The organism is Streptomyces sp. HUAS 15-9, assembly GCF_025642155.1.
Taxonomy (GTDB): domain Bacteria; phylum Actinomycetota; class Actinomycetes; order Streptomycetales; family Streptomycetaceae; genus Streptomyces.
On sequence record NZ_CP106798.1, the window covers coordinates 9,088,972 to 9,103,399 of the forward strand.

Annotated in this window: 11 protein-coding genes and 3 pseudogenes; 5 read left to right on the plus strand and 9 right to left on the minus strand. The window is 68.7% G+C overall.

From position 1 onward, the window contains the following. Positions 1–93 precede the first annotated feature (93 nt). Complete coding sequence (locus tag N8I87_RS41375; protein WP_263216070.1) at positions 94–1,005, plus strand: LysR family transcriptional regulator; 912 nt, start codon at positions 94–96, stop codon at positions 1,003–1,005. A 93-nt stretch (positions 1,006–1,098) separates the two neighbouring features. Here N8I87_RS41375 and N8I87_RS44610 read toward each other — a convergent pair. Continuing rightward, positions 1,099–1,196 (minus strand): annotated as a pseudogene (locus N8I87_RS44610) (transposase); the annotation flags it as partial. A gap of 260 nt (positions 1,197–1,456) precedes the next feature. On the opposite strand from N8I87_RS44610, the gene N8I87_RS41380 reads away from it, so the two are divergent. Then, the gene (locus tag N8I87_RS41380) at positions 1,457–2,197 is read left to right on the plus strand and encodes a PH domain-containing protein (protein ID WP_263216071.1); all 741 of its coding nucleotides are present in this window, start codon (positions 1,457–1,459) and stop codon (positions 2,195–2,197) included. Positions 2,198–2,618: 421 nt separating this feature from the next. Here N8I87_RS41380 and N8I87_RS41390 read toward each other — a convergent pair whose 3' ends face one another. The 5 genes and pseudogenes from N8I87_RS41390 to N8I87_RS41405 all read right to left on the minus strand — a co-directional run. Then, the gene (locus N8I87_RS41390; RefSeq protein WP_263217007.1) at positions 2,619–2,747 is read right to left on the minus strand and encodes a hypothetical protein; all 129 of its coding nucleotides are present in this window, start codon (positions 2,745–2,747) and stop codon (positions 2,619–2,621) included. 358 nt (positions 2,748–3,105) lie between these two features. Further along, a pseudogene (locus N8I87_RS44830) lies at positions 3,106–3,264 on the minus strand (IS630 family transposase); the annotation flags it as partial. A gap of 80 nt (positions 3,265–3,344) precedes the next feature. Next, positions 3,345–4,319: a transposase gene (locus N8I87_RS41395; protein ID WP_263216072.1), complete on the minus strand. Its 975-nt coding sequence runs from the start codon at positions 4,317–4,319 to the stop codon at positions 3,345–3,347. Between the two features lie 262 nt (positions 4,320–4,581). Next, positions 4,582–4,953 (minus strand): transposase, encoded by a 372-nt coding sequence (locus N8I87_RS41400; protein ID WP_263216073.1) that lies wholly within the window; start codon positions 4,951–4,953, stop codon positions 4,582–4,584. 192 nt (positions 4,954–5,145) lie between these two features. Continuing rightward, positions 5,146–5,472, minus strand: a pseudogene (locus tag N8I87_RS41405) (IS701 family transposase); the annotation flags it as partial. A gap of 429 nt (positions 5,473–5,901) precedes the next feature. Here N8I87_RS41405 and N8I87_RS41410 point away from each other — a divergent pair. Beyond that, the gene (locus tag N8I87_RS41410; RefSeq protein ID WP_263216074.1) at positions 5,902–6,336 is read left to right on the plus strand and encodes a hypothetical protein; all 435 of its coding nucleotides are present in this window, start codon (positions 5,902–5,904) and stop codon (positions 6,334–6,336) included. Positions 6,337–6,487: 151 nt separating this feature from the next. Here the strand turns inward: N8I87_RS41410 and N8I87_RS41415 are convergent, their stop codons facing one another. The 3 genes from N8I87_RS41415 to N8I87_RS41425 form a co-directional block, all read right to left on the minus strand. Continuing rightward, positions 6,488–9,799, minus strand: coding sequence for an acetyl-CoA carboxylase family protein (locus N8I87_RS41415; RefSeq protein ID WP_263216075.1), 3,312 nt, complete (start codon positions 9,797–9,799; stop codon positions 6,488–6,490). A gap of 103 nt (positions 9,800–9,902) precedes the next feature. Next, positions 9,903–10,277: an MDR/zinc-dependent alcohol dehydrogenase-like family protein gene (locus N8I87_RS41420; protein ID WP_263216076.1), complete on the minus strand. Its 375-nt coding sequence runs from the start codon at positions 10,275–10,277 to the stop codon at positions 9,903–9,905. Further along, a complete protein-coding gene (locus N8I87_RS41425; protein ID WP_263216077.1) occupies positions 10,274–10,606 on the minus strand; it encodes a hypothetical protein in 333 nt (110 codons plus the stop codon). The genes N8I87_RS41420 and N8I87_RS41425 overlap by 4 nt, the downstream gene beginning before the upstream one ends. 664 nt (positions 10,607–11,270) lie before the next feature. Between N8I87_RS41425 and N8I87_RS41430 the strand changes: the two genes are divergently transcribed. Further along, positions 11,271–12,827 carry a Re/Si-specific NAD(P)(+) transhydrogenase subunit alpha gene (locus N8I87_RS41430; protein WP_263216078.1) on the plus strand — a complete coding sequence of 519 codons (1,557 nt, stop codon included), beginning with the start codon at positions 11,271–11,273 and terminating at the stop codon, positions 12,825–12,827. A gap of 6 nt (positions 12,828–12,833) precedes the next feature. Beyond that, the gene (pntB, locus tag N8I87_RS41435) at positions 12,834–14,300 is read left to right on the plus strand and encodes a Re/Si-specific NAD(P)(+) transhydrogenase subunit beta (RefSeq protein WP_263216079.1); all 1,467 of its coding nucleotides are present in this window, start codon (positions 12,834–12,836) and stop codon (positions 14,298–14,300) included. Positions 14,301–14,428 lie beyond the last annotated feature (128 nt).

A 14,428-nucleotide genomic window follows, 5' to 3' on the forward strand; every position in this document is an offset into this window, starting at 1 on the left:
GAACTGCGCGTTACTTCTTGCGCTTTCGCCTCAACGGTATGCAGCCCCGTAATTAACTTCAAATGCATGTCAGGCACGCCTAGGATTACTCGCATGCAATTGGATTTGAACCTGCTTGCCGCGCTCGATGCGCTCCTGGAGGAAGGCAGCGTGGCCGGAGCTGCTGAGCGCCTGCACGTCACCGCCCCCGCGATGAGTCGAAGCCTCGGCCGGATCCGGCGCACGACGGGGGATCAGATCCTGGTGCGTACCGGGCGCACGATGACCCCGACGCCGTACGCGATCGCCGTCCGGGAACAGGTGCACGAGCTGCTGCAGCAGGTCCAGGGCGTGCTGGCACCGAGCCGCGAACTCGACCTCACGACGCTCGAGCGCACCTTCACACTCCGCTGGCACGATTCACTCGTCGCCCTCAGTGGCCCCGCGCTTCTCGCGGCCGTATGCAAGCAGGCGCCGGGCGTGCGTTTGCGCTTCATCGCGGAATCGAGCATCGACACCCCCGAGCTGCGTCGCGGCGAGGTCGACCTGGAGGCGAACGCGAACCGCCCGACCGCGCCCGACTTTCGCGCCGATCGGGTGGCTGAGACCCAGCACGTCATCGTCGTGCGGCGGGGGCACCCGCTCACCCGAGTCAAGGCTGTCACCGCCGCGCGGTACGCCGCGGCCGAGCACATCACCGTCTCGCGGCGCGGAAGGCTCGGCAACGCCCTCGACGACGCTCTCACGCGGCTCGGCCTCACCCGACGGGTAGTGGCGACCGCGCCCACCGAAGGGGCCGCGTTCGAGTTCGTGCGCGGCTCCGACCTCCTCGTCACAGCCCCCGAATCGACGACGCGTTCAGCGGCCACGGTTCTCGGTCTGACCCTGCTCCCGCTGCCGTTCGAACTGCCGCCGGCCGTGGTGTACCTGTCATGGCATCAGCGCTACGACACCGACCCCGCACACGTCTGGCTACGCGATCTGGCGCGGACCGCGTTGGCGCCCCGACATAACCCACACCTTTAAGCCGGTGTCCTACGTGGTGAGGCCTCGTTGACCTCCGTATGGAGCGGGCTCTGACCCCCGCGCCGCCACCTGAAGCGCCGACAGTAGCGAACCGGTCGCCACCCATGGCCGGGCCGACTTGGGGACCTGCTCAGCAGCCTTCCCGCGTAGTGGGTCCGGCATCGCTGCCACGATGAGCCGGGCAGGACCGCGCTTGTCGAAGGGGCTACTTGGCACACCTCTTCGACATCGAGGCGGGATCAGAGGTCCGCTTCGTGGGCAAGCCGAGCTAGGGCCAGCAGTCACACGCCGTCGGCCAACGCGCCCATGTGATCAGGCTCTTGGTGTCGGCCTGGGCCTGGAGCTGGGTGACGATCCTGGCCCAGGTGCCATCGCGCTGCCAGAATCGAGATCCACTTTCGCAGCAGAGCCTGGGCCGGGTTTGGCCCTCGGGCCAGGAAGAGGGGGACGCATGAGCATCGGGACGTCGTTGCCACGGGAGTATCGGACCGGGTCCGGGCGGATGGTCGGGGTGGTGATCGGGACGGTGATCGCGCTTCCGAGCGGACTGTATCCGCTGTGGACGGATGACAGCATCCCGACCACGGCGAAGGCGCTCGTCACACTGCTCCTGCTGGCCTTCTTCACCTGGCTGATCGCGGCGGCCGCCCGCGCGGCGACGGTTGTGGACCGCGGCGGCATACGCGTGCGCGGCTTCCTGCGGGTGCGGCGCCTGGCCTGGGCGGATGTCCAGGATATCCGGGTAGAGGTCAATCCAGGAGCAGCGTTCCAGGACGCTGCGGCGGAACGTGTCTCGTACGCCTACGGCTTCACCGGCAGACGAGTGCAGCTGATGTATGTGGACGACGCCCATGTCAGCCTGGATGACGAGATCGCGTTTCTGCGCCGTACGTGGCAGGAGCTGCGCGGGACCGGCTGGGCGCCGGCCGTCGGGTTCGAGGCCCGGATCAAACGGGGTGAGGCCAGGCGGTTTGCCCTGCTGGCGGGTCTGGGGTGTGCCATGGGGGCCGCCTTCCCGTTGGCCTTGTTGATGGTGGTGGCCATGTTCACCGACTTGCCCGGGGTACTGGAGATGGTTTTCTCTCCCGGAGTTGCGATGGGGGTGGTGGTTCCCGCCGTGTTCGTCGTCGCCGCGTCGGTGGCCTACTGGCGCAGACGAAACCTCGGCCAGCATCAGGGGTATCACCGTTGAGCGTAGCTGGCGCGGGTCCTGGTGAGGGGTAACTGGCTGTTGGTCTTTCGGCCGTGGAACGTGCGAGTCGACGTCCATCCCGAGATCGGGTGATCGCCGGGCCGAACCGGCATGCGGGCACAATCACCTGAACAGCACGCCCGTACGGAACCCCCAGCCCCGCACTCGGTTTCGAGAAGCCCTTTTGCCGCCGGACCAGTTCGAGTGCAGCGCGCAGATCCTCACCGCCTGGCGCCCCGACCTGCCCATCGACCACCCGGCCGCCCAGTTCGTACCGTTCCTCGATCCACCGTCGGCCCGCCGTTCCGTGATCCCACCCGACCGCGACCGACCGCCGGGTGCGGCCTCGCGCTTCACCAGCGGAGCACCTTCACCGGCAGAGCACCTTCACCAGCGGAGCACCTTCACCAGCGGAGCACCTTCACCAGTACAGGACCCAGCCGTCGGCATCGCGGATGCCATGTCCCTGCAGGGTGATGCGCCGGTCGCCGGGGTGCCGTTCGGGAACCGCTGCGATGCGGTGCAGGACGGGCGTGAGCTGGACGGCCATCCTGCCGACCTGGTACTCGTGCCGCCGGGCCGGCCTGGTCCTGTCGATCCCGTGATCGTCCAGCCGAGGCGCTCCATCCGGAGCATCTCCGCCTCGGTGATCTCCCGGACGTCCAGGGCGCCACCCCGGCGCGGCAGGGCGAGGGGCAGGGTGAAGGACATCGCCTGCTCAACCCACCCGACATGGACCAGGTCCACCCCCACATCACCCGCCAGCACCACCCCGAGATCGGCAGCGTCCCCCTCCCCAGCCCGCCCTCGTCCACCAGCTGCGCCACCTCACCACGCTGCTGTAACGACAGACTCGGGCCAGCGCTTCTGTGCGGCCCCCAGGTCCCACGAACCTCATCAGCACAGATCGGTGCGCCGAACTGGTGGTGGGCGGCGATTAGCAGATCGTGGAAATCGGCCCAGGTGAAACTGCGTGTGCCAACACGCCTGTGATCGACGTGCCGCTTGGGCCGGTAGATCAGCCGTGAGCGCGCACCCTGCTTGTAGCAGGCCAGAGCGGCGAGCGAGTCTCAACGCGCTCCGGCCCATCTCCCATCGCGGCTTCCCGCCTAGCTTGACTCTGTCGGGGATCTTGGAGTTGCCGAGGTCAGCTGCCCAGGGTTCGCCAGGACTTCGGCCGGGATATCTCGCGCTGGTCGAGGTAGTTCTGGAAGGCAGTCGGCCGGCGGGGCATGGGGGCTTCCTCGGTCGGCGGCAGTCCGCTGAGGCGCTCGATGTTGACGGCGATGGCCGTCAGGACGTGCTGGATGTGGGCCTTTCCCTGTCCTCGGTAGCGGCAGCGTCGCATGCCGTGTCCGTGGGCGAACTCGTTGACCGTGCCCTCCACTCCGGAGCGGACCGCGTAGCGGGTCTTCCACTCGGGCGTCTGCTGCTCGGTGCGGACGCGGAGTTGCAGGTCGCGGAGTTCTCGTGGGGGAAAGCCCACGGTGCGGGTGCTTTCACGGGAGGTGGTGCACTGGGCTCGGGCCGGGCAGGGCCGGCACTGACTCTTGGTGAACCTGGCCACGATCAGCGGGGCCGCGGTGGGTGAGGAGGTCGGGTAGGGGCCGTGCCAGCCCTGGCTGCCCTGGCCCTGTGGGCAGGTGACCTGCTGGCGGTCGTAGTCGATGTGGAAGTCGTCCCGCGCGAAGCCCTCGCCTCGGCGGTGTTGCCGGGTGGGGTTACCCCGGAGTGGCCCGGAGACGGTGACTTGGTGTTCACGTGCGGCTTGTTCCAGGTGGGGCAGGGAGGTGTAGCCGGCGTCGACCAGGTGCTCGGCGGGCAGCAACCCGCGACGCCGCAGGCGGGTATGGATGCCGGGCAGGACCTGGCTGTCGTGGGTGGTGGCCGCGGTGGTAGCCACGTCCGTGATCACGTTGGGGCCGTCGGGAGCACAGGTCTCGGTCAGGTGAGCGGAGAACCCCTTCCAGCTGATGATGTGTCCGTGCCGTGCGTAGCGGGCCGAGGTGTCGTAGGGAGAGACGATCGCCCGTGACGAGGGCGGCAGCCCGGGTCCGCCTTCCGTCTCGGCGGTGCGCCAGCGCAGGTGTCCTGCGGCATCACGGTGGTAGTTCTGCACCATGATCTGGCGCAGGGCCTGGATACGCGGGCCGGACGTGCGGTCTGCTCCGTGCTGGGAGAGGTGTTCCAGGAGCCGGACGGTGCGTCGTTTCCGGTGGCGAGGATCCTGGTCTTGGGCTTGGTGGGGTTCTTGCCCAGGCGGACCGGGCGGCCGTAGCGGAGCCCCCAGTCCTCATCGACCAGCTCGTCCAGCAGGTGAGGGGAGATGCCGGCGACTTCTTCCAGTGCGGCGCGGACCGCCTCGGTGATCAGCTCCAGGCGAGTCAGATCCCGCACCGGGCCAGGACATGGGTGGAGTCGGTGCGCTGCGTGGTGCGCTCGCGCACCAGGCCGGCCTCCTTGAGGCGGGCCAGCGCGAGATCGAGAAGGCGGTCAGCACGATCCCCCTCGGCGAGACGGTCACGGAACTCGGCCAGCACGCTGTGGTGGAAGCCAGGGTCGTCCAGCTCCATGGCCATCGCGTACTTGAAGTCGATGCGGCAGCGGACCGCCTCGGCGGCCTGCCGGTCCGACAGACCGAGCAGGAACTGCAGCACACAGACGGTGGCCAGTTGAGCAGGCGAGAGACCCGGACGCCCGTCCCGCGGGTACCAGTCGACGAAGTCCTCGTCCCATCCAGCCGGTCGCGCACCCATCTCGCCGTCGTGCCGCCCGGGTTGCTCGCCCGCGCGACCTGCGCAGTCAGAGGCGGGACTTGCTCACCGGAACGCGGGCGGAGGGACAACAGACACCTCGACAGCTGCATCGGTCAACGGAAGTACCCGAGCATGCCCCTTGACTATGCTGCCGCACCGCGAAACTCCAAGATCCCCGACAGAGTCAAGCTAGTGGTCCAGGCCCAGTCCGTGCTTGAGTTCGCGGTAGTCGTGCTCGATGCGCCGGTGGATCTTTGCCAGCCGGACCAGCTCCGGGATCGGGGTGTCGTCGGGCAGGTTGGACAGCCAGAAGCGGGTTGGTTCGTCCTGGCCGTCGGGCCATTCAGCCAGCAGCCGCGCCTCGGGCAGGACGCCGTCCCGCCGGCCGTTCTCGGTCATTGCGGCTGCCTGGGCCAGCCGGTGCGAGCGCACCCCGGCCGGCCGGACCTTGACGGAGAGGAAGCGGGAGGTCATCGCTTGGCGGGAGCCCTCCCGCCAGGTCACCTCGGTGACAGCTCGGAGCAAACCACCACGGCGCCCCGCACCTCACCCGCCGGGCGGTGCACGTACGCCTCGATGCCGTCGGCCTCGCCGACTGTCTCCCACTGACCAAGCATCACCACCCCCGTGCCTCAATGGCTGATGTTCGGCTCAACTCTGCTGGCCGACAACAGTTTTCCCCTCGGCATTCTTCGGCACTGGGGCAGCGGTGCCGAGGCTCAATCCGGGACGGCGAGGAGGTCGCCGCTCCAGCATTCTTCGCCGTCCCGGGCTGGTGTCACACTCAAGTCGAATGCGTTCTCGGCGAGTGCACGCTGTGCGGCGGGGCGGGCTGACCGGACCCTGGCTCCTCTGTGAGTTGGCCCGGCACGGCGGCCAGGGCCGTCTCGGCGGCCGGATTCGGGCACCGCCCTTGTCACCTGCCGCCAGGCCGAACTTGAATGCTGGATGACCAGCGACGACGTCCGCCACCACCGGGAGACGGGCCACTTCGTGCGCTGGGCCCTGGCCCGGAAGATCACCCGCGATCTCAGCTTCCCGGCCGTGAGATGGAACGGCCCCACCCAGGCGATGGATGACGACGCCCGTCGGGACACCGCCCGTCGTCTGCTGCACGACGACACCCTCAAGCTCGACGACCGCCGCGCCAGCCTGCTGTTGCTCCTCCATGCCCAGTGGCACGCCGCGATCTCGCGGCTCACCCTCGACCACCTCGAGCAGACAGCCGGAGCCGTCCGCATCCACGTCGCCGCCGCCCCGGTCGAACTTCCGGCACCCGTCGCTGAACTCGCCCTCCAACAAGTCGCGGTCCGCCGCTGCCATGCCGTCCTCGCCCGGACCGACTCAACTGGCTGGAGCTGGTGCGGATCCCTCCGCGGGTAGTCGAGGACGGCGACGCGTACGGCTCCTGGACCATCGAGGTGAGCGGTGGGCGCTGGTCTCCGTCTCCTTGTTGCTGTCGAGCCGGATCGATCAGCGGCGCAGCACAAGGTCATGGCCAAGCGCCGTACCCGCTGATCCGCGAGAGGGACCTTCACCAGGTATCAATACCGGGGTGGCGCCTACTGTTGGCCCATGGGTCGCGTGGCGGTGCGGGCCTGGCGAGAAGGGCGGCGGCGATGACTGCTCGGGTCTCGGCCGGGTCGATCACGTCGTCGATCTCCAGGTGGCGTGCGGTGTTGACGGCGCTGCCCTGCTCGTAGCCGAGGGCGACGAGCCCTTCAAACTGGCGTTGCCGTTCTGTCGGGTCGCTGATGGCCGCGAGGAAGTCTCGTGCGCCGAGCCGTACGGCGCCCTCGATGCCCATGCCGCCGAACTCACCGGTCGGCCAGCTGACGGTTATGGCGGTGTTGTGGAAGCTGCCGGCCGCCATGGCCATGGCGCCCAGCCCGTACGCCTTGCGGAGGACGACCGTGACGATGGGCACCGTCATGTTGCCGCCGAGGACGAAAAGACGCGAGAAGTGCCGTACGGCTGCCTGTTTCTCGGACTCGGGTCCGACCATGAATCCCGGGGTGTCGCACAAGGAGACGACGGGCAGTGAGTAGGCGTCGCAGAGCTGGAGGAAACGGGCGATCTTGTCCGCGGCCGGGGTGTCGATGGCGCCGCCGCCCGCCGACGGCTGGTTGGCGATGACGCCGACCGGCTTGCCGTCGAGACGAGCGAGTGCGGTGACGGCTGCCGTGCCGAATCCCGCGCGCAGTTCCAGGACCGAGCGGCTGTCGAACAATCCGGAGAGGACCTTCCGCACGTCGTAGACGTGCTTGCGGTTCTTGGGAACGACGTGGCGCAGTGCTCGTTGATCGGGTATCTCGAACGTCGGCAGGTCTCCCTGGAAGTAACTCAGGTACCGGCGGGCTACCGTCGCTGCCTCGGCTTCATCCGTGACGGCCAGGTCCACCACGCCGTTGCGGCTCTGTACCGTGATCGGGCCGACTTCTTCGGGTGTGAAGGTGCCGAGGCCGCCGCCCTCGATCATCGCAGGGCCGCCCACGCCGATGGTGGAGTCTTCCGTGGCGATGACGACGTCGCAGGTGCCCAGCAGGGCGGCGTTGCCGGCGAAACACCTCCCGGCCGCGATGCCGACGGTGGGCACCGTACCGCTCAGCCGGCCCATGGCGACGAACGTCGTCAAGTGAAGCCCCGCCACGACCGGCACGTCGCTGTCATTGGGCCTTCCGCCTCCACCCTCCGTGAAGAAGATCACCGGATGCCGTTGCTGATGAGCGATCTCCAGCAGGCGATCGGTCTTGCGGTGGTTGTAGTAGCCCTGAGTGCCGGCCATCACGGTGTAGTCGTACGCCAGCACGGCGCAGGTCGAGCGGTCCTCGGCGAAGACATCGCCGTTGACGCGTCCAAGGCCGGTGACGATGCCGTCCGCCGGGGACTTGGCCTCCAGGTCGGCCAGTTCACGTCGGTTGCGCTGAGCGGCGACCGCGAAACCGCCGTACTCGACGACCAGGCCGTCGTCGGTGACGGCGGCGATGTTCTCCCGGGCGGTGCGTTGCCCACGCCGGCGCCGTTTGGCGACGGCGTCCGGTCGGGCCTGGTCGAGTCGGCCGTGCCGTAGCTCCAGCAGGGCTTCCAGATCGGGCCGGAGGTGGTTGAGATCGACGGATGTGCCGTCGTCGTCCGCCTCCTCGGCTGCGTCCACGGTCAGTTCAAGGCTGACAAGGACTTCGCCCTCGGTCACCGTTTCGCCGGGCGAGACCGCGACGGCGGTGACTACGCCCGCTGCGGGCGCCTGGACCGGATACTGCATTTTCATGGCCTCGACGGTGAACAGCGCGTCGCCGCACGCCACCGCCTGTCCCGCGGTCACCTCGACCGCGATGACCACACCGCCCAGGGGCGCGCGGACGGCGTGATCGCCGGGCAGGTCGCTTTCGTCCCCGCCCGAGGCGGTATCGGCCGCTGGTGGAGGGGACAACGGTGCAAGCTCAGCGGCTTGTTGCAGCAACGCCACGGCGTTCCGCTCGACCCAGGCGGTGTCGCAGATGCCGTCGGCGAAGTCCGGGTGCGCGAGGACGGCCCGCTGGAGCGCCAGGTTGGTCCGGACACCTTCGATGCGGCTCTCAGCAAGAGCATGGGAGGCGAGCCGCACGGCTGCCCCGGCATCGGGGGCATGGGTCACCACCTTTGCCAGCAGGGAGTCGTAGCGAGGGTTGAGGGTGAGACCGCGGTAGCCCGCCGCCTCGACACGCACACCGGCGCCCGTCGCCGTTTCAAACTCGGTGAGTGTGCCCGTGGAGGGGACGACCTCGCCGCCGGGGCGCATCTCCTCCGCATTGATCCGGACCTGGACGGCGTGGCCCCGCGGGGCCGGCACGTCGGGCTGCTCCAGCCGCAGGTCCGACAAGGACGCACCCCCGGCAAGCTGCAGTTGGAGGACGACCAGGTCGACACCGAGCACCGCCTCGGTGACGGTGTGCTCGACCTGCAGCCGGGGATTGGTCTCGATGAAGTAGAAGCTGCCGTCCGGCTGCGCGAGGAACTCGACGGTGGCCACGCCGACGACGCCGGCCGCTGCACCGAGGCGCACGGCCGCCTCCAACATCCGCGAGCGCGCCTCGCCGGCCAGGACCCTGCTCGGGGCCGTTTCGATCAGCTTCTGGTGGCGCCGCTGGATGCTGCAGTCCCGGTCCCACAGATGAGCGACCCGCCCATGGTGGTCGCCGACGAGTTGCACCTCGACGTGATGGGCGAGGCAGAGAAAACGCTCGATGTACAAGTCACCGTTTCTGAAAGCCCGTCGGGCCTCGCCGGCGCACTCCGTGAACGCCCGCTCAACCTCGGCGCGGCTGCGCGCCACGCGCACACCGCGGCCACCGCCGCCGGACACGGCCTTGATGACGACGGCTGCGTCGGAGCCCAGCTCGTCCGCCTCGCGGTCCCAGAAGGACAGCATCTCGGAGATCTCGGTCGGGTGATGGGTGCCCGGCAGCACCGGTACGCCGGTGTCTGCGGCCAAACCGCGCGCGCGGGCCTTGTCCCCGAGGAGGTCCAGGGTCTCGGCAGCGGGGCCGACCATCAGGAGACCGGCGTCCTGGCAAGCCCGGGCGAGCTCCGGGCTCTCGGACAGGAACCCGTATCCCGGGTGGAGCGCGTCCGCCCCTGAAACGACGGCAGCCTCCACCACCGCGTCAATGTCCAGGTAGGCGGCGGGACCGGTGCCCGCCAGCACCTGGAGCTCGTCACAACGCCGAACGTGCAGGGATGCCTCGTCGTCGGCGGAGCGTACGCCCACTGTCGCGATCCCCAGGGCCCGGCCTGCTCTGAAGACACGGCAGGCGACCTCTCCGCGGTTGGCGACCAGGAGCTTTCGAACGGGGGAGACGAAGGTCATGCCCTCCCACTCCCGTCGGCGACCCGTACGGCCAGGTCGAACTTGCGGACCCTGTCCCCGGCGGGCGGCGGAAACTCGTCCCGGTCGGCGATCCTCATCGCGGTCATGCAAGCTCCAGGTTGCCGACGTTCTCTCCACGGAAGAGCATCTGCAACGCCTCAGGGAAGTCGTCCGTGCTTCCGCTGACCACGTGCTCTTTGACCTTGATGCGGCTGGCGCCGATCCGGGCCGGGATGTCCTGCGCCGTCTGCGGGTAGCGCCTGGCGTAGTCGAATACGACAATTCCCTCCATGCGGGCGCGGCGCACCAGCAGCGAGAGATAGTTGGAGGGGCCCTTGACCGGCGTGGCGTTGTTGTACACGGTCTCGCCGTCCTGCAGGGCCCCGACGTCGAGCAGGCCGAAGTAGGCGGTCATGCCAGGCATGCCCAGCGCGCCGAGGCATGTCGAGGGCGGGGCGAGTGAGGTGTCGATCTTCATGGTGCCTCTCCCGTCGGAGACCACGTACTCCTGGACGCCGAAGGTGCCGACCACGTGATCGCCCGGCTGGAAACGGGATGGTTGGAATCGGTGACCTCGATGACCGATCCGGCGCGCATCACCTCGCCGATGGCCACGGGCGGCAGGTAGGAGGGGCAATCGTCCAGCCAACCGCGCATCACCGGATCAAGGGAGATGACGCGGGTGCGGCCCGCGAAACGGCTGGGGCCGGGTTCCTCGACGGGTCCGGAGCAGTGCTCCCAGTCTTCGGGCTTCACTACGCCCACCGGGTGGGCTGCCATACGGATCTGGCGGTTGGTCACGGACATCGCGACTCCTGTCGTTTACCGCTCACCGCAGCATACCGACCAGTAGGTACGATGGGGAAGTGTCGATGACCACGTCAATGCGTTGTCCTACCCAAAGAAGGCTGACCACCGCCAGCACCGCGTCGGTGACACTTCGGTCCTGCCGGACGCTCCGAAGCGAGGACCTGCGGCGATCGCCGTCCTGATCGGCGAGTTCATTGCGGCGTACACCTTTGCCCGGGGCGGGGCACTGCGACCTGACGCTCCCAAGGCTGCCGGTGATCGCGCCGGTCGACGCCGGTGGCGTCATCGAGTGCCAACCCTGCGCCCGTGGGGTCGGCTGGACCGGTCCACGCGGGCGTCGAGCGCATGGCCGCGCCCGATGAACTGCCCGCCCCTCACGTGTTCTGTGAACGTTCCTGACACTCCCGAGCCGACGGACCAGCAGTCAGATCGGGGGCCGCGGTGGGGCGGAGTGGCCCAGACTGCTCGGGGCCGCCTTGTGTGGTCCCGCACTGTCCGAATCTTCTCGGCCGGTACCGCAAGGTGAAGCACGTCACCGTCCGCTCGCGTTGGCCCGCACCCGTCTGACGGGTTAGGTTCCAGCGATCACGGGGGAGGACGTCGTAACTTCCCTGAGCGCAGATTTCCCTTTCGCACCTTCCTCTGACGAGAGATACAGGACATGTCTGCTCAAGAACCCTCACACCATCCTCCCCGGTGCATCGGCGTGGTGGCCGAGTCCGTCTCCGGGGAGACGCGGGTCGCGGCGACCCCGGCGACGGTACGGCTGCTGCTGGGCCTCGGCTACGAGGTCGTCGTAGAGTCCGGGGCCGGTGAGGCCTCCGGCTTCGGTGACCAGGTGTACGCCGATGCCGGCGCGGGGATCGGCGAGGCCTGGGACGCGGATGTCGTCCTGAAGGTGAACGCCCCCTCCAACGCGGAAATCTGCCGGTTGCGAAGGGGCGCGACCGTGGTCGCCCTGCTGACCCCGGCGCAAAAGCCCGAGCTGCTCCGGGCGCTCGCCGACGCCGGGGTGAACGCCCTGGCTCTGGACGCGGTGCCGCGTATCTCGCGGGCGCAGTCGATGGACGTGCTGTCCTCGATGGCGAACATCGCCGGCTACCGCGCGGTCATCGAGGCCGCGCACGCCTTCGGACGGTTCTTCACCGGCCAGGTCACCGCGGCGGGCAAGGTGCCTCCGGCGAAGGTGCTGGTGGCCGGCGCGGGTGTGGCCGGTCTCGCGGCGATCGGCGCCGCTTCCAGTCTCGGCGCGATCGTGCGCGCCACCGACCCGCGGCCGGAGGTCGCGGACCAGGTGAAGTCGCTGGGCGGCGAGTACCTGCCGGTGGAAGCCGCTCAGGAGGCGAGTACCGACGGCTATGCCAAGGCGACCTCCGCCGACTACGACCGCGCCGCGGCCGAGCTCTACCGCGCGCAGGCCGAGGACGTGGACATCGTGATCACCACCGCGCTGATCCCGGGCCGGCCGGCGCCGCGCCTGCTGACGGCAGAGGACGTGGCCGTCATGAAGCCGGGCAGCGTCGTCGTCGACATGGCCGCCGCGATGGGCGGCAACGTCGAGGGGACCGTGCCGGGGCGGACGGTGGTGACCGACAACGGCGTCACCGTCATCGGCTACACCGACCTGTCCTCCCGGCTCCCGGCCCAGGCCTCGCAGCTGTTCGGCACCAACCTGGTGAACCTGCTGAAGCTGCTCACTCCCGGCAAGGACGGGCAGCTGACGGTCGACTTCGACGACGTTGTGCAGCGGGCGGTGACCGTGGTGCGCGACGGCGACGTCACCTGGCCGCCGCCGCCCGTCGCGGTCTCGGCCGCGCCCGCCGTTCAGCCCGCTCCCGCCACCGAAGCGCCCGAACCGAAGCAGTCGAAGCTGACGCCTGCGTGGCGCTTCGGCCTGATCGGGCTCGGGATGCTAGCGATGTTCTTGCTGGTGGCCTTCGCTCCCGCGCAACTCGCGGGCAACTTCACCGTGTTCGCGCTGGCGGTGGTGATCGGCTACTACGTCATCGGTAAGGTGCATCATGCGCTGCACACCCCGCTGATGTCGGTGACCAACGCAATCTCCGGGATCGTCGTGATCGGCGCCTTGCTGCAGATCGGGCACGAGAGCTGGATCGTCACCACGCTGTCCTTCGTGGCGATCCTGCTGACGAGCGTCAACATCTTCGGAGGTTTCGCCGTCACCCGCCGCATGCTGTCCATGTTCTCGAAAGGCTGAGCCGAGATGACCTATCTGACGGCTTCACACGCTGCCGACCTGGTCGCCGCCCTGTTGTTCATCCTCAGCCTGGCCGGCCTGTCGCAGCACCGCACCTCCCGCGCCGGCGTCGTCTACGGCATCGCCGGCATGGCCCTCGCCCTGGTCGCCACCATCGTGATGGCGGCGCAGAGCATCACCGCCGGAGCGGTCGCGCTGATCGTGCTGGCGATGGCGCTCGGCGCGGCGATGGGCCTGTGGCGGGCCCGCCGCGTCGAGATGACGCAGATGCCCGAACTGATCGCTGTCCTGCACAGCTTCGTCGGCCTCGCTGCGGTACTGGTGGGCTGGAACAGCTACCTGGAGGTGGAGTCCCACCACGCGGCGCAGACCCGGATCGGCGCCGACCTGCTGGGCATCCACCACGCCGAGGTGTTCATCGGGATCTTCATCGGCGCGGTCACGTTCACCGGCTCGATCGTCGCGTTCCTGAAGCTCTCGGCGCGCATCAAGTCCCGTCCCTTGATGCTGCCGGGCAAGAACGCGCTGAACCTCGGCGGGCTGGCGGGGTTCGTCGCGTTGACCATCTGGTTCACGATCAGCCCGAACCAGCCCCTGATGATCGCGGTGACCGCGCTGGCGCTGGCGCTCGGCTGGCACCTGGTCGCCTCGATCGGCGGCGGCGACATGCCGGTCGTCGTCTCCATGCTGAACAGCTACTCGGGCTGGGCCGCGGCCGCGGCCGGCTTCCTGCTCGACAACAACCTGCTCATCGTCACCGGCGCGCTGGTGGGCTCCTCCGGCGCCTACCTGTCGTACATCATGTGCAAGGCGATGAACCGGTCCTTCATCTCCGTCATCGCGGGCGGTTTCGGCATCGAGGCGCCGTCCGGCCGTGAGGAGGACCACGGCGAGCACCGCGAGGTGCGGGTCGTGGAGGTGGCCGAGATGCTGGCTCAGGCCCGCTCGGTGATCATTACGCCCGGTTACGGCATGGCCGTCGCCCAGGCCCAGCACCCGGTCGCGGAGCTGACGCGGCAACTGCGCGAGCGGGGTGTCGAGGTCCGCTTCGGCGTCCATCCCGTCGCCGGGCGCCTGCCCGGGCACATGAACGTGCTGCTGGCCGAGGCGAAGGTGCCCTACGACATCGTCCTGGAGATGGACGAGGTCAACGGCGACTTCACCGATACCTCGGTCGTGCTGGTCATCGGCGCGAACGACACCGTGAACCCCGCCGCTACCGAGGACCCGGGCAGCCCGATCGCCGGCATGCCGGTGCTGCGAGTTTGGGAAGCCGAGCAGGTCATCGTCTTCAAGCGCTCCATGGCCTCCGGCTACGCAGGCGTGCAGAACCCCCTCTTCTTCCGCGAGAACAGCAGCATGCTCTTCGGCGACGCCAAACAGAGCGTGGAGGAGATCCTGCACGCACTCAGCACCGACAACCGACGCGAAGCGGCCCCGGCCGCACGGCAGGCGACGGCGGCGAGCCACTGACTGCGGGTTGCTTCTCGGTTGTTCGTTTCATTTGATTTAGAGGGGTTTAGGGGCAATGTCGTTGCGTTACGGGCCTGCGGGTTGGGGGTCTTGTGATGAGGATGGCTTGCGTGCCGGTGCGGGTGGGT

What these genes read in the sequence shown, in the direction of transcription:
- N8I87_RS41415 (WP_263216075.1), bottom strand. Translation starts at nt 9,799, where the DNA reads ATGACCTTCGTCTCCCCCGTTCGAAAGCTCCTGGTCGCCAACCGCGGA.
- N8I87_RS41420 (WP_263216076.1), bottom strand. Translation starts at nt 10,277, where the DNA reads ATGAAGATCGACACCTCACTCGCCCCGCCCTCGACATGCCTCGGCGCG.
- N8I87_RS41380 (WP_263216071.1), top strand. Translation starts at nt 1,457, where the DNA reads ATGAGCATCGGGACGTCGTTGCCACGGGAGTATCGGACCGGGTCCGGG.
- N8I87_RS41375 (WP_263216070.1), top strand. Translation starts at nt 94, where the DNA reads ATGCAATTGGATTTGAACCTGCTTGCCGCGCTCGATGCGCTCCTGGAG.
- N8I87_RS41390 (WP_263217007.1), bottom strand. Translation starts at nt 2,747, where the DNA reads ATGGCCGTCCAGCTCACGCCCGTCCTGCACCGCATCGCAGCGGTTCCC.
- N8I87_RS41430 (WP_263216078.1), top strand. Translation starts at nt 11,271, where the DNA reads ATGTCTGCTCAAGAACCCTCACACCATCCTCCCCGGTGCATCGGCGTG.
- pntB (WP_263216079.1), top strand. Translation starts at nt 12,834, where the DNA reads ATGACCTATCTGACGGCTTCACACGCTGCCGACCTGGTCGCCGCCCTG.
- N8I87_RS41410 (WP_263216074.1), top strand. Translation starts at nt 5,902, where the DNA reads ATGACCAGCGACGACGTCCGCCACCACCGGGAGACGGGCCACTTCGTG.
- N8I87_RS41425 (WP_263216077.1), bottom strand. Translation starts at nt 10,606, where the DNA reads ATGTCCGTGACCAACCGCCAGATCCGTATGGCAGCCCACCCGGTGGGC.
- N8I87_RS41400 (WP_263216073.1), bottom strand. Translation starts at nt 4,953, where the DNA reads ATGGGTGCGCGACCGGCTGGATGGGACGAGGACTTCGTCGACTGGTAC.
- N8I87_RS41395 (WP_263216072.1), bottom strand. Translation starts at nt 4,319, where the DNA reads ATGGTGCAGAACTACCACCGTGATGCCGCAGGACACCTGCGCTGGCGC.